The following is a 19,187-nucleotide window of genomic DNA, read 5'->3' as shown; positions in this document are numbered from 1 at the left end:
CTGATGAGTGATCTTCGAATCGCGGTTAGCGCATATTCACTTTGACCCAGATATCTGCAGTTGTCAAGAAGTTTCAGAACCTGATGCAAGTGATGGTTGATTCCCGAGTTCGGCGGGGGAGGCTGACTACTCAGACGCGGCGGCCAGGGCACGCAGATCGCGTTTGAGCACCTTTCCGGCGCCGTTGACCGGCAACGCATCGACGAACTGGAAGGAGCGAGGAACCTTGTACCCGGCGATGAGTGTCTTCACGTGCGCGCGCAAGGCGTCGGCGTCCATGCTCGAATCCGCTCGAAGAACAACCACGGCATGTACGCGTTCGCCCCACTGGGAATCGGGAAGGCCGATGACAGAGCACGCTGCCACGGATTCGTGTCGAGCCAAGGCGTTTTCGACCTCGGTGGAATAGACGTTCTCGCCTCCGGTGACGATCATGTCCTTGATTCGATCGACGATGAACAGGTAACCGCGCTCGTCGAGGTATCCCGCATCACCCGTGTGCATCCATCCGTCACGTAGTACCTCGGCGGTCTCGATCGGTTTGTTCCAGTACCCGAGCATGATGTGGCTGCCGAACGTGACGATTTCACCTACTTCACCCGGAGGCAGTTCCGTGCCGGCCGGATCGACGATCCGGACCTCGCAGTGCGGGAGAATGCGACCGGCGCTACGGAGCAACTCGCCGCCTTCCAGATGATCGGCAGGGCTGAGAACACTGATGTGGGCGGTTTCCGTCATCCCGTAGCCCTGCGCGAAGGCACTGTTGGGGAACATCTGCATGACTTGCCCCAGAAGCGTCGGAGAAATGGGAGAGGCCCCATACCTCAGGACTCGAACACTGGTCAGATCGTAGGAAGCCGTGTCCTCGTGCGAGATCAACATCTGAAGCATCGTCGGGACCAGGCCGACGGTTGTCGGCCGATGTCGGTCGACCGCCTCGAGGAATACGGCCGGATTGAATCTCGACAAGAAGACCTGAGTGCCGCCCATCAGCGACTGGGCCAGCCACCCGACTATCCCCGCGATGTGGAACAGAGGATTGACAGCGAGGTTCACTCCGCCGCTGACGGCGACATTTCCTGCGGCGAGTGTGCCCAAGGCCGAAGTGATCAGCGATCGATGGCTGACCATCACACCTTTCGGTACGCCCGTCGTACCACCGGTGTACAGCAGCAGTGCCAGGGTGTCGCCGCCGACGCGTAGATCGGCGACGGCCACCGATTCCGAGATCACCCGTTCGTAGTCGAGCATTCCCTCGGGAGCCTGTCCGTCGCCGCAGTAGATCACAGTCGCCAGACTCGGGCACGATTCGCGGAGGGCGCCCACGGCGGAAGCGAAGTTGTCGTCGACCAGTAGGAAGGTCGAGCCGGAATCCTCGAGCGCGTACGTGATTTCCGCTGGGCTCCAACGAGTATTGACGGGACTGGCCACCGCTCCCGACCACCAACAGGCGAGGAGTGCCTCGTGATACCAGTCCGAATTCAATGCCAGTATCGCGACGCGATCACCGGGTTTCAGTCCCATCGCCTGCAATCCGCCCGCCAGTTTCGTGATTCGTTCGACCGATTCCCGGCAGCTTCGGACTCGATCTCCGAACACCGTCATCGGGGTTTCCGGGGCCGCTCGCATGGATCGGTGAATGAATTGAGTCAGTTGCATGTGCTTCCTCCAAGGAGTCCGTGGCGCGTGGCCTGATTCAGATCAGTTCCAGGATCATGGCATTGGCCTGACCGCCAGCCTCGCACATCGACTGCAATCCGTACCGAATGCCGTTGTCGCGCATGTGGTGTACGAGGGTCGTCGTTAGACGTGCGCCCGAACCGCCGAGCGGATGACCGAGCGCCATCGCGCCGCCGAGAGGGTTGAGCTTGGCATAATCGGCGCCGGTCGCCTGCAGCCAAGCCAGAGTGACCGAAGCGAAAGCCTCGTTGATCTCGAATGCCCCGATGTCGGACAGCGACAGTCCCGAACGCTCGAGGGCCTTGGCGGTGGCCGGAATGGGACCGGTGGCCATGGTGATCGGGTCGACGCCTGCCAATGCCACGGTGTGGACCCTGGCGATGGGCTTCCATCCTCGGCGAGCCGCCAATTCGCTGCTGGTGACCAGTAGTGCAGCAGCGCCGTCGGAGATCTGTGACGAGTTGGCAGCGGTGACACGCCCGTCGTCCTTGAACGGGGTAGGCAGCGCGGCCAACCGCCCGAGAGTCGACCCGCGACGGACTCCCTCGTCGGTGTCGACGATGGACACGGTTCCGTCCTCTGCCGTGGTCTTCACGGGGCTGATCTGACTCTCGAATGCACCCGCGTCGATGGCCGCGGCTGCTCGCTCGTGAGAGTCGAGAGCGTGCTGATCCAGCTGCGTTCGGGTCAGTCCGAAGTTCTCGGCGATCATTTCCGCGCCCACGCCCTGGTTGAACTCCACGCCGTTGTATCGCTGCCGGACCAACGGGCCGAACGGCTTGCCGAATTGCGTGGCGCTGCGCGCGGAGCCGATGGGGACGCGGCTCATGCTCTCGACGCCACCGGCGACCGCGATGTCGTAGTGGCCGCTGATGATTCCGGCCGCGGCGAAATGCAAGGACTGCTGCGAGGACCCGCATGCCCGATCCACGGTCACACCGGTGACCGACTCGGGCCAACCTGCGGCGAGCACGGCGTATCGGCCGACGCCGCCGGCCTGCTCACCGACCTGGCTGACGCAACCCCACAAAACGTCGTCGACCGTGCTCGGATCGAGGTCGTTGCGTTCGGTGAGGGCGCGAAGAACGTGGGCGGACAGGTCGACCGGGTGGACCCCGGACAGTCCTCCGTTCCGCTTTCCGATCGGGGTGCGAACTGCATCGACGATGACGGCGTCGTTCATGGCGGGCTCCTTCGTTGCCGACCTGAGGGGTCGGCTCTTCGTAGACAAACAGTTAAGTGAATAGACGATAACTTGTTTCGCGGTTTGTATCTAGATTGATCTCGACCGTGCTTCAAGTTATGGCAAATTCACATTATCCGGCGAATTCCTTGCTAGGAAGCTCTTTTAGTGATTGAATTCTGCCCAGTCCACGATGTGATGCCCATCACCAGGTTGGGAATGTCAGCGCCAAAGGCGAAGTCGTGGCGAATCTTCCCTTACCAGTCCAAGGAGATTTAGTGGTACTCGAACAGCAGGTGAGTCGGCCTCGGGCCAAGCTCGGAGAAGCAGGCGAATCCAGGACAGTCGCCTGGGGAATGACCAGTGTGCTGGTCGCCATGTACGTCATCAACTTTGCCGACAAAGCAGTCCTCGGCATCATCGCCCAGCCCTTGGCCAAGGAATTGGGGCTCTCCGCTTCCGACATCGGCCTGGCTGGAAGTGCCTTCTTTCTGATGCTCTCGCTCGGTGGTTTGTTCTCCGGTGCCCTCGACAAGTGGCTCGGACTGCGCTGGGCGCTCGTTCTGCTGGTCGTCCTGTGGTCCGTGGCGATGCTGCCGCTCATGCTCTCAGCCAGTTTCGTGACCCTGCTCGTGAGTCGGATGATTCTCGGTTTCGCCGAAGGTCCCAACTCGCCGCTACTGTTTTCCGCCGCGTACTCCTGGCATGCGCCGGCGCGCCGCGGCTTGCCCGGAGCCGTCCTGACCTGCTCGGCGTCGATCGCCAAGATTGCGATCGCGCCCATTCTCGCGTACGTCGCGGTCACCTGGGGCTGGCGCTCTGCGCTGGTCGCATTGGCGATCGCGGGGCTTTTGTGGGCTGTGCTGTGGCTGGCGGTGTGGAAGGAGGGTCCGTACGGACGAGCTGCCAACTCGGGTAAGGCAGATGATGCCGACCCGGGCCCTGACGGCTCGAGCCCCAAAATGGTTGCAGCACCTGCGACTGACGCTGAGCCGGCCGTGCCCTGGTTGCACATCTTCCGCACCCGCACCTTCATCGGTGGTGTTCTGCTCATTGCAGCCGCCTATGCACTGGCAGCGGTAGTCCTCACCTGGTTGCCGTCGTACTTCGAACTGGGCCTTGGTTATTCGCGACTTCAGGCTGGATCGATGTTCTCCATCCCCAGCCTCATCGGTCTTGCGATCATGTTGAGCAGCACGTGGTTGAGCGACAAGCTCATCACCCGAGGCGTCGGTATGCGTGCTGCTCGGGTTGTCTTTCCGGCGGTCGGCATGCTGATCGGCGGCACGTTGTTGGTGTTCCTGCCGTTCGTCGATGCGCCTGTCATGGCTGTGTTCATGGTGTCGTTGGGCTACGCGATATGTACTCCGGTACTTCCGCTTCTCAATGCGTGTGTCAGCGAATTGTGCCCGCCGAAGCAAATTTCCGGGGTACTCGGGGTGTTCCTGTCGCTCATGGCGTTCGGCGGGTTCATCGCGCCGTACATGATGGGACGCATCGTCGACGCGGCCGGTGACGGAGGCGACGGCTACGCGACCGCCTTCCAGATCCTCGGTGGGGTAGCGCTCGTCGTGGCCGTCATCGGCATCGTCATCATCGATCCTGCCCGTGACAAGAACTCGGTGCGCCCCCACGCTCCCGTTGTCGCTGCCCGATAGGCCGATTTCGATGACCTCCATCCTCGATCATCATGTTTCGCCTGACTTCGAGAGTTTGCTGACCTTGGAAAAGCTGAGCAGCAAGGAGTTTCGCGGATACTGTCACGCCGGGCATCCGATGAGGGCGTTCGGTGGGCAGGTGGCAGCCCAGGCTCTGACCGCAGCGGGAAATTCCGTTCCATCGGAAAATCTCGCGCACTCTCTTCACGGCTACTTCCTCAGTGCAGGCGATCCCACCAAGCCGATCGTCTACGAGGTGGAACGACTCCGAGACGGGCGGTCGTATCGGAGTCGTCGGGTCACCGCGAGACAAGGCGGAGAACCGATCTTCACGTTGTCGGCCTCCTTCAAGTTGTCCGAAGACGGTGCGGATCGACAGTTGGTCATGCCTGAAGTGCCACCACCCGAGGACCTTCCGGATCCGTACGAGCACTGGGCGAAAGAGCGACCTGAGGAATATCAGGCCGCGACTACGGTTCGGGTGATGTCACTGCGCTTCGTACCGCAGGATCGGGTATCGGACTACCGTGCAGTACCGGGACTTTCGGAGCAGACAGTGTGGCTGAAACCTGCTCAGGCTTTGCCGGACAATCCATTGCTCCACGTCTGCGCGCTCACGTACGGCTCCGACATGACACTGGCGTCGACAGCGTCACTCGATATCCAGCCGCATCGTTCGATGCTCAAAGGAGAATCCAGGGCGATCGTGACCTCCCTCGATCACGCTGTGTGGTTCCACCGCCCGTTCCGGGCGGACGACTGGATGCTGTTCTCGCAAACCAGTCCGTCGTCCTGCGACGGGCGCGGTCTCTCGAGTGGGCATTTCTGGAGTAGGAAAGGAGATTTGGTAGCCACTGTGGTCCAAGAGTCGTTGGTCCGCCGGATCGACTAGAAGATTCATTCCATCCATTCCGAACAGCTGGAGGTTTTACTCATGACGCTCGCCTGGCCGGCCGATATGCCTCGGTGCCTCGACTATCCGACGACAGGAATCGACGCAGTTCTGGCAGGGGCTGCTCGCGCGTACCCTGACCGAATTGCGCTGCAAGACGGCGACCTTGAACTCACCTTCGCCGAGCTGTACGACCGTGCACAGCGAGCGGCCGGGGGATTGCGTGCACTCGGGGCCCAACCGGGGGACGTGGTGGCGCTCCATATGGCGAACAACCTGTGGTATGTCGTGGCGTACTACGGGGCGCTGTGTGCGGGTGCTGCTGTGGCGCCGGTCAATCCGACTCTCCCGCCGGCCGGTCTCCGCGATCAGTTGGACGATGTGGAGGCACGCGTGGTCATCTCGCACCCCGAATCCGTCGGAATCGTTCTGGCAGCGGCCGCGCAGTGCGTCGACGCTGTGGTGTGCGTATCCGCGACACCTTCGGCGCCGACGGCCGAAACGGCTCTGCCGGAGGGCGTTCTTGCATTCGGGGATCTGTTGCAGGCGCATCCGCTGACGTCGTACAGTGTCGATCCGGAGCTCGTCGCTCATCTTCAGCTGACCGGCGGTACGACCGGACGCTCCAAAGCTGTTCGCGTACTGAACCGTAACCTGGTCTCGAATGTCATCCAGATGGCATCCTGGCGATCTGGGCTTCTCACCGAACTCGACGAACTCGGCGGGCTTCGAATGCAGTCGACCGTCGATCGCGGTCCTCATGCGCTGGTTCCGGGCGAAGGTGTCAACATCGCGGTGGCGCCACTCTTTCACGGTCTGGGCTTGGTCGGACAGAACGTCAGTACTCTGCTCGGATCGACTGTTGTCTTCACCGGCCGCTTCGATCCGGACCGGATGTTGGCAGACATCGAGCGCCTCGGCGTCACCCACATCACCGGTTCGCCCGCGATGTACTACGCGTTGTTGGCGAGCAACAAGATCGGATCGCACGACTTGTCCTCTGTGCGTGCGATCAACTCCGGGGCAGCCCCGTTCGACACGACATCGCTGCGGCGCCTGCAAACGATCTTCGACAATGCCTGGGTCACGGAGGGATACGGCCTGAGCGAAGCGACGATGGGCCTGACGGGTGCGCCTTTGAACTGTGACGTCGCGACGCCGCCGGACAGCGTCGGCGTCGCGATCTTCGACACCGAACTCGAGATCAGAGACGAGAATTCGGCAGTCCTCGGGGCCGGCGAGGTCGGTGAGGTCTGGGCCCGCGGGCCCCAGATCGCCGACGGGTACCAGAACCAGCCGGAACTGACTGCGGTTCAGTTCCGCGGTGGTTGGCTGGCGACCGGAGACATGGGGCGGCTGGACGAGGCGGGGCACCTGTTTCTGGTGGGGCGATCGAAGGACATGATCATCTACAAGGGTTACAACGTGTATCCGCAGCCGCTCGAGGAGATTCTGTGTTCACACGCTGCCGTTGCACAGGCAGCCGTCGTCGGCGAACAGGCGCCAGTGGTCGGTGAGCGCGTGACGGCATTCGTTCAGTTGAACCGCGACTTCGCGTCCGAGGCTGCGTCGGCCCTGAAATTGTTGGAGCGGGAACTGACGGACTACGTGGCCGCGAAGGTGGCCCCGTATCAGAAGGTTCGTTCCATCAGGTTCGTCGACCAACTGCCTGTCACGGCAACGGGAAAGATACAGAAGAACGTATTGAGGAACAGCCTTGTCGCCGACGCAGTCTAGGACGATCGTCCAGTAACTCTCCCGATTCGGTCCTGCCGCGGCGTGATTTCTGCGAGAGTGTCGAACATGCGTGGATTCCTGGTAGCCGGTGTGAGTGCATTCGCGGCGGTCGTCTCGGTAGTCTCGGCGCCCTCCGCCGGTGCCGAGACGACCGCGGACCGAGCTCACTCGTTTTCCGAGACCACGTCCGTCGGCGTCCACAACTCCTACGAGAAGGCGACGTTCCCGTACTTCGCCGACGCTCTGGATTCAGGGGCGTCCCTGCTCGAGTTGGATCTGTGGACCAACGGCGTCGGTCCGGACTGGCGTGTGTCGCACATGAATCCGGTGGCGAGCGACAGCAATTGCGTCGGTGCGCAGGACGCTGCCGGATTGCGAAGCGGTCTGCGAGATCAGGGACTCCGCGGATGCCTGGCGGATATGCGGGCGTGGCACGAAGCCGATCCCGAGCATCCGCCGGTGATGATCAAGTTGGAACTCAAGGACGGTTTCACGGCCGGTTACGGACGTGGACCCGCCGATCTCGACGCCTTGATTCTCGGGACCCTCGGCGACGCGGTTTTCGCTCCGTCCGATCTGATGGGTGAGTCCTACTCGACTCCGGATGCCGCCGTCACCGAGCGCGGATGGCCGAGTGTTTCCGAGATGACCGGCAAGTTTCTGTTCGAGCTGATTCCGGGAACGATCGAGGAGGGAAACCCTCTCGACACGGAGTGGACCGACCAGCAGTACGCGACGCACTTGCGAGATCTGTCCGCTGCCGGGCTCGTCCAACTCGGCGCGGCCTTTCCTGCTGTTCACCGGGCATCGCCGGGAGATCCCCGTCTCGACCGCTACGCCGATCCGGGGATCCGACCGTGGTTCGTGATTTTCGACGGCGACGCGCTCGATTACACCTCGGGCGATGTGGATCCGCAGTGGTACCACGATCGTGGCTACCTGCTCGTCATGACCGACGCGCACAAGGTTGCTCCGCAGATCGACGGAACTCATGCCTCGGAAGCCGAAGCGAGCGAGCGACTCGACCGGCTGGCCGGTGAGCACGCGAGTTACATCACCGCGGACTGGTCGAGATTGCCGAACGTACTGTCCACCGTGGTGCCGCGTCGGTGATTTTTGCCGACAAGATCTGGCAGGCGGCAATTCTCAGGAACAGGGTGCAGGATGGGTTCATGCGCACTGTCACGTGGAATCCCGAAGTCTACGGCCGCTATTCGGGTGAGCGGTCACGCCCGTTCGTGGACCTGGTCTCACGGGTGACCACCGAAGACCCGACGCGGGTAGCCGACCTCGGCTGCGGCTCAGGCAACCTGACCGCGATGCTCGGGGAACGATGGCCGGACGCCTCGGTATCCGGATTCGACTCGTCTCCCGACATGGTGGCGCAGGCCCCGACAGACCTGCCGGGAAACGTCACCGTCGAGTTGGGGGACATCATGTCCTTCGACGCCACCGGTTACGACGTGGTCGTCAGTAACGCTGCATTGCAGTGGGTTCCGAGCCACCGCGAGCTGATCGACCAGTGGGCGGACACCCTGGCATCCGGGTCGTGGCTGGCGTGGCAGGTTCCGGGAAACTTCGATGCGCCGTCACATGCGCTCATGCGAGGCCTCGCGGAGTCCGCGGAATGGAGCGAGCGACTGGGCGGCGTCCTACGCGGTCCGGAAGGTGTCGACAGTCCGGTGGCGTACGCGCAGCGGCTGCAGGAACACGGGTTCGACGTCGACGCATGGGAAACGACGTACGTACACGTGCTGGCAGGTGCCGATCCCGTGCTCGGATGGGTACGCGGTACTGGACTTCGGCCGGTCCTGGACGTTCTCGGCGAGGCCGACGCTCCGGAGTTCGAGCGTCAGTATTCCGACCTGCTGCGAGAGGCGTATCCCGCCACGGCCGCCGGAACGCTGTTTCCGTTCCGGCGGGTGTTCTGTGTGGGACGCAAGCGGTAACTACTCGGCTGTGACGAAGCCTTCCGAGACCAGCCAGTCGCGGGCCACGTCCGCCGGCTCCTTGCCGTCGACGTCGACCTGCCGGTTGAGCTCGGTCATCACCTCGTTGGTCAGTTTCTCCGAGATCGGCGCCATGACTTCGGCAACCTGCGGATGTGCCTCCGCGAAGTCCTTTTTCATCACCAGTGCCGGATTGTATTTCGGGAAGAACTGCAGATCGTCGTCGAGGAGAACCAGATCGAGTGCGATGATGCGACCGTCGGTGGTGAAGACTTCACCGAACTTGCATTGGTCGCTGTCGGCCGTCGCCTGGTAGATGATGCCCGTCTGCAGAATCTGCCGCTGGGCTCGCGAGGCGTCGAAGCCGTACTTGGCTGCCAGACCCGGATAGCCGTCCTGACGGACGTTGAACTCGGTCTCGACGCACGTCACTGCAGCACCGGGATCGGATTCGACCAACTTGGCGTAGTCGGAAACAGTCTTGACGCCGGTCTTCTCGGCGGTCTCCTTGCTCATCGCCAATGCATACGTATTGTTCATCGGCGCCGGATCAGTCCACACCATGTCGTTCGCGGCCAGATCTGCGTCGCGGACCGCCTCGAACTGCGCCTGCGAGTCGGGAAGTGGAGTTTCGTTTCCGAGATAGTTGATCCACCCGGTCCCGGTGTACTCGTACGCAAGGTCGATCTGCCCGTTCAACTGTGCGTCACGGGTGCTGTTCGAGCCCTGAATGTTCGTGAGATCTCGAACATCCGCGCCTGCCGCCGCCATAGCGAACTCGATGACGTACCCGAGCACGATCTGCTCGGTGAAGTCCTTGGAGCCGACGGTCATCTTCACTCCCTCGAGCTCGGGAACGGGCTCGATGCTGCCGGGGCCGACTGCCAGCGGCAGTGCGCCACCGGATTCCAGGCCGCAGGACGCGACAAGGGTGAGGCCGAGCGTGGCAACTGCGAGTTTCCAGCCCCGCGTTCTGGTGATCGAAGTCTTGGTCATCGTAATCCCTTGGGCCCGAGATAAGTTTCGGCGAGCGCGCCGAGCCAGTCGATCAGCAAGGCCAACGACACCGCGAGTACGGCGCCGACCACGAGGGTGACGTTGTCGCGCAGTTTGTACCCGGTGTCGATCAGAATGCCCAGACCACCGGCACTGACCAGGAAGCACAGCGTTGCCGTGCCGACGGCCAGTACGAGCGACGTGCGAAGGCCCGCAAGAATGTACGGGACAGCCATCGGGAATTCGAGCTGGCGCAGTACGGTCAGAGAAGACATCCCCTGACCACGTCCGGCGTCGATCAGAGTCTTGTCCACCTGCTGATAACCCAGAATCGTGTTGCGTAGCACGGGAAGCAGTGAGTAGAACGCGATCGGAAACACGCCGATCCAGAAGCCCGTCGTTCTGGTCGCGAGATAGAACAACACCAGGAGGCCGATAGCCGGTGCCGCGGCCCCGATGTTCGCGATGCCGACGAAGAACGGTGCCAAGCGGGTGAATTTCGGTCTGGTCAACAATGTTCCGAGCGGAACCGCGATGGCGACGACGATGATGACCACAGCGGCGGTGATCAGCACGTGTTGCCACGTCAGCGTGACGATGTTGTCGAGATTGATGCTGGCCTTCTGTGTCGCGTTCAGTTCGCGCGTGAACGCCCAGGTCAGCACGCCCGCGACAAGGATAAGAACAATGACGGGTTGAACGTACAGCCGCATCCGCTCAGCTCGGCGGGTGGCCGCATTCTCGGCGGCGCCGAGATCGGGAGCGTCCGGTTCCATCTCGGGCGCGGCGACGAGGTCTTCGGTCGTGGCACTCATATTCGACCCTCGACGTTCTCGGCGTCGGACTCGTCGTCGTCGTGATCGTGGGCATGCTCCTCGCGCATCTCGGAGAGATGGCTGACCAGCGTGTCGATCGTGATGAGGCCGACGTACTCGCCGCGCCGTCCGGTGACCACGGTGGATGCATTGCTCTCGGCGAGAAGAGCTTCCAACGCATCCTGCAGGGTGGACTGGATGGACACGGCCTCACCGATCTCGTTACCGACACCTCGAAGGGTCGACGCGTGAGCGAGGTGCCCGGGTGAGACCCAGCGAAGCGGCCGGCCACGCTGATCGAGAATCAAGGCCCATTTCCACTTGCGTGCTGCGAGTGCGGTTCTCAAGTCGTCGACCGAATCGGTTTCGCGCGCGGTGAGGCACTGCTTGAGTTTGATCTGACGCACACGGGTCAAGGTCAACTGCTTTAGTGATGCGTCGGCGCCGACGAAACCCGCGACCATGTCGTTGGCGGGATTGGCGAGGATCGCTTCGGGGGTGTCGTACTGCATGATGCTGGACTGGTTACCCAGCACGGCAATTCGATCCCCGAGTTTGACTGCCTCGTTGAAATCGTGGGTGACGAACACGATGGTCTTGCCCAACTCCGACTGCAGACGCATCAGTTCGTCCTGGAGGAGACCGCGAGTGATGGGATCGACGGCACCGAAAGGCTCGTCCATCAACAGAACCGGGGGATCGGCGGCGAGTGCCCGCGCCACGCCCACGCGCTGTTGTTGGCCACCGGAGAGCTGTCGTGGGTACCGGTCACGATAAGTGTCCGGGTCGAGGCCGACGAGGTCGAGCATCTCGTCGGTCCGTGCCGCGATTCGCTTCTTGTCCCAACCGATGAGGCCGGGCACCGTCGCGACGTTCTTCGCAATGGTGAAGTGCGGGAACAAGCCTGCTTGCTGAATCGAGTATCCGATGCCGCGGCGAAGCTTGTCCGGGTCGATGGACAGGGCGTCTTTGCCGTCGATGGTGATCTTGCCCGAGGTGGGTTCGATCAGACGGTTGATCATGCGCATCGTCGTCGTCTTGCCGCAACCCGAAGGTCCGACGAAAACCACGATCTCGCCGGCGGGAACAGTCAGCGAAACATTGTCCACCGCTGCAGCTTTCTGGCCCGGGTAACGCTTGGTCACGGATTCGAGAACGATCTCGACTCCGGACACCTTCTGATCAGCGGATACGTCGGACGGAATGGTTTCGGTCATTGCAGCCCCTTCGAAGTAGTGAGACGGCCGATGACGACGTAGATTCCGTCGAGGATCAGGGCCAGAATGACGATGAGTACGGTGCCGACCAGCGCTTGCGGAACAGCATTGGGGCTGCCTACCCGCGAGAGACCGGAGAAGATCAGGTTTCCCAGACCTGGACCTTTGGCGTATGCGGCGATGGCCAGGATGCCCATGAGCATCTGCGTACTGACCCGCATGCCGGTGAGGATCGAGGGCCACGCGATCGGTAGCTCGATTCGACTCAGTACGTGCATGCGATTCATTCCGACGCCGCGCGCCGCGTCGGTGATGGCCGGGTTGACCGCATCCAGGCCGATGATCGTGTTCCGAATGATCGGGAGCAGGGCATACAGGATCAGTGCGGTGATCGTCGGGGCGACGCCGAGACCGAGAATCGGAATGAGCAGTCCGAGAAGAGCGAACGAAGGAACCGTCAAGATCGTGCTGGCCAAAGCTGTTGCCACGGACGAACCGACCGGGCTTCTGTAGACGAGAATTCCGATGATCACCGCGGCAATCGTCGCGATGATCACGGACTGGATAACTGCTGAAACATGTAGGTACGAGTCGGTCATCAATTGTTGTCGTCGTGCAACGACAAAATCCCATAGCGCGCCCATATTTCCGAACCCACTTTCTTCGGACTTCTGCTCGCAAACGTCTTCCCTCGACACCGACCGGCGCACAAGGGCTTTCCCCGCAGCCGTTTCCGGCCGAGGGGTTTGTCTCGACTGTCGTCCAAAAACTCCGATACTGCAACTAATTCCGATTGCAGCGTGTCGGATGTTGTTCTGGACGTGCGAGTTTGCGAGTCGCGTCTCTGTACCCAGCAGACAGCCATCTCAAACGTGCTGGAAACAGCAAGGCGGGAGAGCTCCGAAGAACCCTCCCGCCTTGTACGAATCTTTCCGAATTGGGCTCAGGCCCAGCTGAGCGCGTCCTCGTCGGAGAGACGTGGGAGACGATCGAACCACGGGTTCTCGCCGGGGTGGCCGATGTTCACTACGAGGATCGTCTTGAAACGTCCGTCCGCGAAGAATTCGCCGTCGATGCCGGCCGCATCGAATCCGGCCATCGGGCCGGCGACCAGACCCTGTGCACGAATCGCGAGGATCACGTAGCCGGCCTGCAGTGCGGCGTTGAACCGACTGGTCGAACTGGCGGCAGCCTCGTCGGATTCGAAGTAGTCCTTCATCTCCGGGCGGATGGGGAACAGGGTGGGGATGTGCTTGTAGAACTCGGTATCCACTGCGAGAACCGCAACTACAGGAGCCGCTTCGGTCTTGGCCTTGTTTCCGTCGGCCATGTGCTCGACGAGGCGCGCTTTGCCCTCCTCGGTGCGAACGAACAACACGCGCAGTGGATTGGTGTTTGCCGCGGTCGGCGCCCACTTCGCGAGCTCCCAGATTGCGGTGAGCTGGTCGTCGGTCACGGGCTCGTTCGAGAAGGAATTGGCGGTGCGTGCCGCGGTGAAGAGGAGTTCGCGGCCGGCTTCGTCGAGTTGCTGGGCGGTGAATGGGGTGGCTGCGTCGAGAGACATCGGGGGATTCCGTTCCGTGGTAGCTCGACCGAGCGTTACCCGGTAAAGCTAGTTGCTAGTAAAAAAATAGTGCCTACGGATACGTTAGCACTGTGGCTAGGATGGTGGGGTGGCGAGTAAGAGCGAAGCGGAACACGAGCCCCGCGCATGTGACGGGGCGTTGGCCCGCGCGTTCGGCTTCCTGGGCAAACGGTGGAACGGCGTCATTCTCGGCACGCTGCTCAACGGGCCGGCGGGATTCTCCGAACTCAAGCGCGCAGTTGGCGGGATCAGTGATTCGGTACTCTCGGAACGCCTGACGGAGTTGGCGGGGGCAGGCTTGGTGACGAGGAGCGTCGATGCAGGTCCGCCCATTGCCGTGGAGTACGAACTCACGGCGTCGGGGCAAGCACTGCTTCCAGCCCTCAGCGAACTGACAACTTGGGCTGCCGAGAACTTGCCACCTGAGAATTGCTCGAACTGAGCTAACGCGTGTGAACGGTCCTGCGTGCCGTGTACCAGGTTTCACCAGCGGGTTCTCCGGCCAGGTTCCAACTCCACGAGACTGTCGGCGTGATGCGTGAATAGATTCCGGGGCCGACCATTCCTACCCTCTCGATCGGCCGTTCAGCGATTCCGTAGATTCTGATTCCGCGCGCGACGAATGGCTCGAACGACGGCATGTCGTCGATGACCAGGGCGACTTCGAGTTGTCCTGACCCGATGTTGCGGAACTTCTTGGTCCGCAGGACCGCCTCGCCGACCCCGCCGATCCACAGGTGGGCCCCGTCGTACTCGAAGGCCAACGGAACGACGTCGGGTTGTCCGTTCGGTGAGACGGTCGCTACGCGCGCCAGCGGCTGCGACTGCAAGTAGGCGATCTCTTCGTCCGTGAATGACATGTGTTTCTCCTTCTGTAGCTTCTCCCGGGTAACAGCTTCTCCCCGGCAATGACGAAACATGCACGCAACGTAGATGCAACGTATCCAAAACTAGTGTTCTGGATCACACAGTTTTGGTCGGGTTCAGATGTATCCGGACGTGAATCTGTGGGCAGAACGGGTCCTGTTCGCTACCGGTGGCGGATGAGGACAAGGTTCCGCGGGTTGAGCACACAGCCCGCGGAACCGCTCCCCATCAGGGCACCGGCCGACAGGAGTCCAGGTGTCCGTAGTTGCGGAAGTCTCTGCGATCGATTTTGCGGAAACCGAATTCGAGAGGGCTCGAGGATCGGCCCTGATTCGCGAAGTCGGCCCGCTCGTTCCTGGCCCACCGCCCTTGGCGATGTGTCTGAGCGAACCGACGCGCGGACTCGTCGACATCGCGTCGTTACTCGTAGCTGCGCCGTGGCTGCTTCGATCGCCGCGAGGGGACGGTCACCCGGTCCTGGTTCTTCCCGGTCTGTTGACGTCCGATGTGTCCACGTTCGCGTTGAGGGCGTATCTCGGATTCCTCGGATATCGTGTCCACGGCTGGAATCTGGGCATCAACACCGGTCCGACGGCGATGGTGGTCGACGGATTGCCTGCCGCATTGGCTGCAGTGTCCGATCGGTACCAGCAGAAGGTGTCGGTGATCGGCTGGAGTCTGGGCGGAATCTACGCTCGAAAGCTGGCGAGGGACCTACCGGACTCAGTACGTCAGGTGGTGACACTCGGTTCGCCTTTCGGTCTCACCAGTCTGGAGCAGACCCGAGTCGGATCGCTCTACGCTCGTTTGTCCGGCAACCATGCCATGATGCCTCCGGTCGACGGCATCGAATCCGAACAGGGACCGCCCATTTCGGTTCCTGCCACGTCGGTCTACTCCAGGCACGACGGCATCGTTCCGTGGCAAGCGTGCTGTGAAACCACGTCTGGACTATCGGAAAGCGTTGCGGTGCAAGGTAGTCACATGGGGCTGACTCACAACCCCTCTGCGTTGTGGACGGTTGCCGATCGTCTGGCGCAGGACGTCGACAACTGGCAACCCTTTGCGGCACCGAAACGACTTCGACGGATGTTTCCCGCCGAGGTGTGAGGCTGAGGTGTGAGGCTGATATGTGGGGGAGAACCCTGAGTCCGACGCGGGGACGGACCTGTACCTGAGTATGTACGGCACCGGAAAAGATGGGTCCATGGCCTGATGCGCGTGAGTGCCCCGGCGGCGGATAGTGGAAGTCGACGCGGACAGTCCGCGAGATCCACTGAAGGGACACCGAACATGACTTCGCCCATGAAGACCCGCAAACTCACTCGAGCTCGCTCCGGCGCGATGTTCGGCGGGGTGTGCGCCGGGATCGCTCGATACTTCGGGTGGAAGTCGTCGACCGTCCGCTTGCTGTTCGTGCTCTCGTGCTTGCTGCCCGGCCCGCAGTTTCTGATCTACATCGTGATGTGGATTTTCATTCCTCGTGAGCAAATCTGATCGAATCGCTCAGCGGCGCCGATTCTTCATGAGTTGTTTCGCTTCGTGCAGTTCTTCGGTGCTCAGGGGAGGGAGGGGAAGCGAGTCACGATGCAATCCCTCGGTGCGTAGTCCGTCGAGCATCACCGAAAGGTATCGGCGCCACACAGTCGGGTTGACGGGCTGAGCAAATTCGGTGACTGCTCCCACCATGAAGATGAGGCCGAACAGGTCCGTGGGGACGGCGTCGGGACGCAGCATTCCGGCGTCCTGGGCCCGGTAGAAGATCCTCTCGACCGACGGTTCGACGATGGATCGTTGGCATGCCAGCTGCTCGCAGCCCTCGTCGGTTCCGTTCAGGACGTCTTTGAGCCCACGATTGACCGACATACGGCTGCAGGCGAATTCGGCGAACGTGACGAGTCCGTCCCACGGATCCGGATTGTTCAGTGATGCCTCGGCAGTGGCGGCGATGTCGGCAAAGTTCTGTTCGAAGACTCCGTCGATCAATTCTTCCTTGCTGGCGAACCGCCGATAGACAGTTCCGACGCCGACACCCGCGCGCCGGGCAACGTCGTCGAGTGTGACGTCGATCCCTTCTTCGGCGAACAATTCACGTGCGGCATCGATGATCAACTGCCGGTTACGTGCAGCGTCGGCGCGAAGCGGGCGCCCCATTGCGGTACTCATGTCTCCACTCTACCCGACAAGTGGAGACAGCCTCTCCGTTTTCGTGTAGCGTTTTTGCTAACCGGAGAAGCCATCTCCGCATAGGTTGGGCGAGGGACTATGTCAGACATTGCTGAACGGACTGAATTCGAGCAGTCCTCAGCGCCTTCAGGGGACAACCACGCAAAGCGGTGGCTGGTTCTCGCGGTTCTGGGAATTGCGCAGCTGATGGTGGTCTTGGATGCCACCATCGTCAACATCGCGCTGCCGGCTGCGCAGCGCTCACTGGAGTTCGGTGATTCCGACCGCCAGTGGATCATCACGGCATACGCATTGGCGTTCGGCAGCCTGCTGTTGCTCGGCGGTCGATTGAGCGACTTGTTCGGGCGCAGGCGAACGTTCATCGTCGGCCTGATCGGCTTTGCGGTCGCTTCCGCCATCGGTGGCGCAGCCGTCAACTTCGAAATGCTTGTTGCCGCTCGCGCGGGCCAGGGCGTGTTCGGCGCGCTCCTTGCTCCGGCGGCACTGTCTCTGTTGTCCGTGACATTCACCGATCCGGGTGAGCGCGCCAAGGCTTTCGGCATCTTCGGTGCCGTGGCCGGCGGTGGTGGCGCCATCGGCCTGTTGCTCGGCGGAGCTCTCACCGAGTGGGTCGACTGGCGCTGGTGCCTTTTCGTGAATCTCTTCTTCGCGGCGATCGCATTAGTCGGAGCGGTTCTGTTGCTCGCGCCGCACACCAGTGATTCGCGGCCCAAGCTCGACATCCCGGGAACGATCCTGGTCTCCATCAGCTTGTTCAGTATCGTCTTCGGATTCTCGAAGGCCGAATCTGATGGGTGGAGTGCAACTCCCACCATTTCGTGGCTCGTTGCCGGCGTAGTCTTCATGGCTGCATTCATCTACTGGCAGACCAAGTCCGAGCACCCGCTCCTTCCGCTGCGGGTGGTGCTCGACCGGATCCGCGCGGGCTCGTATCTTGCGATCTTCCTTTCCGGCGCAGGCATGTTCGCTGTCTTCCTGTTCCTGACGTACTACATGCAACTGATCCTCGGGTACAGCCCGATCATGACCGGTCTCGCATTCATGCCGATGGTATTCGGAATTGTCACGGCGGCAACGCTTTCGACAGCAGTCTTGCTACCTCGGGTTGGTCCGCGAGTGCTGATCGTGAGCGGAATGGTCATCGCCGCGATCGGAATGACACTGCTCGCCCAGATCTCCGTGGACAGCACGTACGCCGTCCACATCCTGCCAGGCCTCGTGGTCACCGGACTCGGAATGGGCAGCATCTTCGCCCCGTCGATGCAGGGAGCAACTTCGGGCGTGCATCACGAAGACGCCGGCGTCGCATCTGCCACCGTCAACACGATGCAGCAGGTTGGTGGCTCGATCGGAACTGCACTGCTCAGCACGATTGCGGCCTCAGCTTCCACCAACTACCTGGTAGGGCGCGAGATGAATCCGCTGACCCAGGCGCAGGCCGCCGTCGAGAGTTACACCACGACGTTCTACTGGGCAGCAGGCATTTTCGCGGTCGGTGCGGTGTTGACCGGACTGGTTCTTCGGAGCGGACTGCTTCCGGACTCGCCGGAAGGTGAACCGGTAATCGCCCACTGACAGCAAATTTCGGGGTCGACGCCGCTACGGCGTCGACCCCGAGACGAGTCAGCAGTTCTTCCCGGGCGTTGTCTGGAACCGATGAAGGACGTGATCGAGTTGCTCGGAGGAGAGCGCAGGCACGGGCAGTTCCCGATGTCCAGTGCGGGAAGCGCACAGTCCGTCGATCATGAACCCGAGGGCGCGACGGTAAGCCTGAGGGGCCTCGTCGCCGCCGAACTTCTGAGCCATCTTGACGACCTGCATGAGAAGCGGAATGTCGTTGACTTCGAAGTCGCTACGCAGGGTGCCCTGTTCCTTCGCGTGATTGACGAGTGCCGCGGTATGTCGAGCGATTCCCGCACGCGCGCGAGCGAAGGTGTCGGAAGTGAAGCGTCCGTCCATCAGGAGATCGCCGAATCCGCGGTTGTCCGCCATGCGCAGCGAGATGACGTCGAGGAAGTAGACGAGACCTTCCCAGGCGTCCGGCATCTCGCGGGCGGTGGCGGCGATCGATTCGATCTCGGAGCACCGCGTGTCGAACAGAGCCTGGATCAGTTCGTCCTTGCTGGCGAATCGTCGATACACGGTTCCGACGCCGACACCGGCGTGCTTCGCGACGTCGGCCAGTGTGGCGTCCAGTCCTTGGGCCGCGAACACCTCGCGAGCGGAGCAGAGAATCCGTTCGAGGTTGGCCTGGGCGTCGGACCGGAGGCGCGGCTGTGAGCAGTCGGCCGAGGTCCCCGCACGAGAAGCGTCGGGGTGGGTTGTCGGCATCCTCACAGTCTACGGCACTAAGCGGAATGATTGATTCCGTTAGTGCTATATTGCTAAGCGGAACGTGTGGTTCCGATTGTCCGTACGAGA

At 61.9% G+C, this 19,187-nt stretch carries 19 protein-coding genes; 9 read left to right on the top strand and 10 right to left on the bottom strand.

The annotated features are described in order from the left end of the window. Positions 1-126: 126 nt before the first annotated feature. Positions 127-1,659 carry an acyl-CoA synthetase gene (locus tag I7X09_RS10105; RefSeq protein ID WP_200316602.1) on the bottom strand — a complete coding sequence of 511 codons (1,533 nt, stop codon included), beginning with the start codon at positions 1,657-1,659 and terminating at the stop codon, positions 127-129. Between the two features lie 37 nt (positions 1,660-1,696). After that, positions 1,697-2,863, bottom strand: a complete 1,167-nt coding sequence (locus tag I7X09_RS10100; protein ID WP_200316600.1) for a thiolase family protein — start codon at positions 2,861-2,863, stop codon at positions 1,697-1,699. Positions 2,864-3,159: 296 nt separating this feature from the next. Here I7X09_RS10100 and I7X09_RS10095 point away from each other — a divergent pair, with 296 nt between their 5' ends. The 5 genes from I7X09_RS10095 to I7X09_RS10075 all read left to right on the top strand — a co-directional run bounded on the left by I7X09_RS10095 (position 3,160) and on the right by I7X09_RS10075 (position 9,099). Continuing rightward, entirely contained in the window at positions 3,160-4,521 is a 1,362-nt protein-coding gene (locus tag I7X09_RS10095) for an MFS transporter (protein ID WP_442800595.1), read from the top strand. A gap of 10 nt (positions 4,522-4,531) precedes the next feature. Then, entirely contained in the window at positions 4,532-5,413 is an 882-nt protein-coding gene (locus tag I7X09_RS10090) for an acyl-CoA thioesterase (protein ID WP_095968614.1), read from the top strand. 42 nt (positions 5,414-5,455) lie between these two features. Further along, positions 5,456-7,150, top strand: coding sequence for a class I adenylate-forming enzyme family protein (locus I7X09_RS10085; protein WP_200316596.1), 1,695 nt, complete (start codon positions 5,456-5,458; stop codon positions 7,148-7,150). 66 nt (positions 7,151-7,216) lie between these two features. Then, a complete protein-coding gene (locus tag I7X09_RS10080; protein WP_234036873.1) occupies positions 7,217-8,263 on the top strand; it encodes a phosphatidylinositol-specific phospholipase C domain-containing protein in 1,047 nt (348 codons plus the stop codon). A 59-nt stretch (positions 8,264-8,322) separates the two neighbouring features. Then, positions 8,323-9,099, top strand: coding sequence for a trans-aconitate 2-methyltransferase (locus I7X09_RS10075; protein WP_124567727.1), 777 nt, complete (start codon positions 8,323-8,325; stop codon positions 9,097-9,099). Here I7X09_RS10075 and I7X09_RS10070 read toward each other — a convergent pair whose 3' ends face one another. The 5 genes from I7X09_RS10070 to I7X09_RS10050 form a co-directional block, all read right to left on the bottom strand. Next, positions 9,100-10,095: a glycine betaine ABC transporter substrate-binding protein gene (locus I7X09_RS10070; protein ID WP_095968617.1), complete on the bottom strand. Its 996-nt coding sequence runs from the start codon at positions 10,093-10,095 to the stop codon at positions 9,100-9,102. It abuts the gene before it with no gap. Continuing rightward, positions 10,092-10,871 (bottom strand): ABC transporter permease, encoded by a 780-nt coding sequence (locus I7X09_RS10065; RefSeq protein WP_095968866.1) that lies wholly within the window; start codon positions 10,869-10,871, stop codon positions 10,092-10,094. The genes I7X09_RS10070 and I7X09_RS10065 overlap by 4 nt, the downstream gene beginning before the upstream one ends. 35 nt (positions 10,872-10,906) lie before the next feature. After that, positions 10,907-12,127: an ATP-binding cassette domain-containing protein gene (locus I7X09_RS10060; RefSeq protein WP_095968618.1), complete on the bottom strand. Its 1,221-nt coding sequence runs from the start codon at positions 12,125-12,127 to the stop codon at positions 10,907-10,909. After that, positions 12,124-12,771 carry an ABC transporter permease gene (locus tag I7X09_RS10055; RefSeq protein WP_095968619.1) on the bottom strand — a complete coding sequence of 216 codons (648 nt, stop codon included), beginning with the start codon at positions 12,769-12,771 and terminating at the stop codon, positions 12,124-12,126. Before I7X09_RS10055 ends, I7X09_RS10060 begins: the two co-directional genes overlap by 4 nt. A gap of 299 nt (positions 12,772-13,070) precedes the next feature. Beyond that, on the bottom strand, positions 13,071-13,691 hold the full coding sequence (locus tag I7X09_RS10050) for a malonic semialdehyde reductase (protein WP_200316594.1): 621 nt from the start codon (positions 13,689-13,691) through the stop codon (positions 13,071-13,073). Between the two features lie 109 nt (positions 13,692-13,800). Between I7X09_RS10050 and I7X09_RS10045 the strand changes: the two genes are divergently transcribed. Further along, positions 13,801-14,154: a winged helix-turn-helix transcriptional regulator gene (locus I7X09_RS10045; RefSeq protein WP_095968621.1), complete on the top strand. Its 354-nt coding sequence runs from the start codon at positions 13,801-13,803 to the stop codon at positions 14,152-14,154. A gap of 1 nt (position 14,155) precedes the next feature. Here the strand turns inward: I7X09_RS10045 and I7X09_RS10040 are convergent, their stop codons facing one another. Continuing rightward, complete coding sequence (locus I7X09_RS10040) at positions 14,156-14,572, bottom strand: PPOX class F420-dependent oxidoreductase (protein ID WP_124567724.1); 417 nt, start codon at positions 14,570-14,572, stop codon at positions 14,156-14,158. 262 nt (positions 14,573-14,834) lie between these two features. Here I7X09_RS10040 and I7X09_RS10035 point away from each other — a divergent pair, with 262 nt between their 5' ends. Together I7X09_RS10035 and I7X09_RS10030 are read left to right on the top strand one after the other, a co-directional pair. Then, positions 14,835-15,689: a PGAP1-like alpha/beta domain-containing protein gene (locus I7X09_RS10035; RefSeq protein WP_200316592.1), complete on the top strand. Its 855-nt coding sequence runs from the start codon at positions 14,835-14,837 to the stop codon at positions 15,687-15,689. A 183-nt stretch (positions 15,690-15,872) separates the two neighbouring features. Further along, entirely contained in the window at positions 15,873-16,076 is a 204-nt protein-coding gene (locus I7X09_RS10030) for a PspC domain-containing protein (RefSeq protein ID WP_019745155.1), read from the top strand. Positions 16,077-16,085: 9 nt separating this feature from the next. On the opposite strand, the gene I7X09_RS10025 is transcribed toward I7X09_RS10030, so the two are convergent. After that, a complete protein-coding gene (locus I7X09_RS10025) occupies positions 16,086-16,745 on the bottom strand; it encodes a TetR/AcrR family transcriptional regulator (protein WP_095968624.1) in 660 nt (219 codons plus the stop codon). Positions 16,746-16,844: 99 nt separating this feature from the next. Here I7X09_RS10025 and I7X09_RS10020 point away from each other — a divergent pair, with 99 nt between their 5' ends. Beyond that, the gene (locus tag I7X09_RS10020; protein ID WP_003940566.1) at positions 16,845-18,341 is read left to right on the top strand and encodes an MFS transporter; all 1,497 of its coding nucleotides are present in this window, start codon (positions 16,845-16,847) and stop codon (positions 18,339-18,341) included. Between the two features lie 48 nt (positions 18,342-18,389). Here I7X09_RS10020 and I7X09_RS10015 read toward each other — a convergent pair whose 3' ends face one another. Further along, positions 18,390-19,097, bottom strand: a complete 708-nt coding sequence (locus I7X09_RS10015; protein ID WP_095968625.1) for a TetR/AcrR family transcriptional regulator — start codon at positions 19,095-19,097, stop codon at positions 18,390-18,392. Between the last annotated feature and the right edge of the window lie 90 nt (positions 19,098-19,187).

This window comes from Rhodococcus sp. P-2, assembly GCF_016598535.1.
Lineage (GTDB): Bacteria > Actinomycetota > Actinomycetes > Mycobacteriales > Mycobacteriaceae > Rhodococcus_F > Rhodococcus_F baikonurensis.
Note: the sequence above shows the minus strand (reverse complement) of the source record. Positions and strands in the feature narration are given on the sequence as shown.

Coding starts and splice junctions, on each gene's coding strand:
- I7X09_RS10105 (WP_200316602.1), bottom strand. CDS start 1,659: ATGCAACTGACTCAATTCATTCACCGATCCATGCGAGCGGCCCCGGAA.
- I7X09_RS10100 (WP_200316600.1), bottom strand. CDS start 2,863: ATGAACGACGCCGTCATCGTCGATGCAGTTCGCACCCCGATCGGAAAG.
- I7X09_RS10090 (WP_095968614.1), top strand. CDS start 4,532: ATGACCTCCATCCTCGATCATCATGTTTCGCCTGACTTCGAGAGTTTG.
- I7X09_RS10085 (WP_200316596.1), top strand. CDS start 5,456: ATGACGCTCGCCTGGCCGGCCGATATGCCTCGGTGCCTCGACTATCCG.
- I7X09_RS10080 (WP_234036873.1), top strand. CDS start 7,217: ATGCGTGGATTCCTGGTAGCCGGTGTGAGTGCATTCGCGGCGGTCGTC.
- I7X09_RS10075 (WP_124567727.1), top strand. CDS start 8,323: ATGCGCACTGTCACGTGGAATCCCGAAGTCTACGGCCGCTATTCGGGT.
- I7X09_RS10070 (WP_095968617.1), bottom strand. CDS start 10,095: ATGACCAAGACTTCGATCACCAGAACGCGGGGCTGGAAACTCGCAGTT.
- I7X09_RS10065 (WP_095968866.1), bottom strand. CDS start 10,871: ATGGAACCGGACGCTCCCGATCTCGGCGCCGCCGAGAATGCGGCCACC.
- I7X09_RS10060 (WP_095968618.1), bottom strand. CDS start 12,127: ATGACCGAAACCATTCCGTCCGACGTATCCGCTGATCAGAAGGTGTCC.
- I7X09_RS10055 (WP_095968619.1), bottom strand. CDS start 12,771: ATGGGCGCGCTATGGGATTTTGTCGTTGCACGACGACAACAATTGATG.
- I7X09_RS10050 (WP_200316594.1), bottom strand. CDS start 13,691: ATGTCTCTCGACGCAGCCACCCCATTCACCGCCCAGCAACTCGACGAA.
- I7X09_RS10040 (WP_124567724.1), bottom strand. CDS start 14,572: ATGTCATTCACGGACGAAGAGATCGCCTACTTGCAGTCGCAGCCGCTG.
- I7X09_RS10030 (WP_019745155.1), top strand. CDS start 15,873: ATGACTTCGCCCATGAAGACCCGCAAACTCACTCGAGCTCGCTCCGGC.
- I7X09_RS10025 (WP_095968624.1), bottom strand. CDS start 16,745: ATGAGTACCGCAATGGGGCGCCCGCTTCGCGCCGACGCTGCACGTAAC.
- I7X09_RS10020 (WP_003940566.1), top strand. CDS start 16,845: ATGTCAGACATTGCTGAACGGACTGAATTCGAGCAGTCCTCAGCGCCT.
- I7X09_RS10015 (WP_095968625.1), bottom strand. CDS start 19,097: ATGCCGACAACCCACCCCGACGCTTCTCGTGCGGGGACCTCGGCCGAC.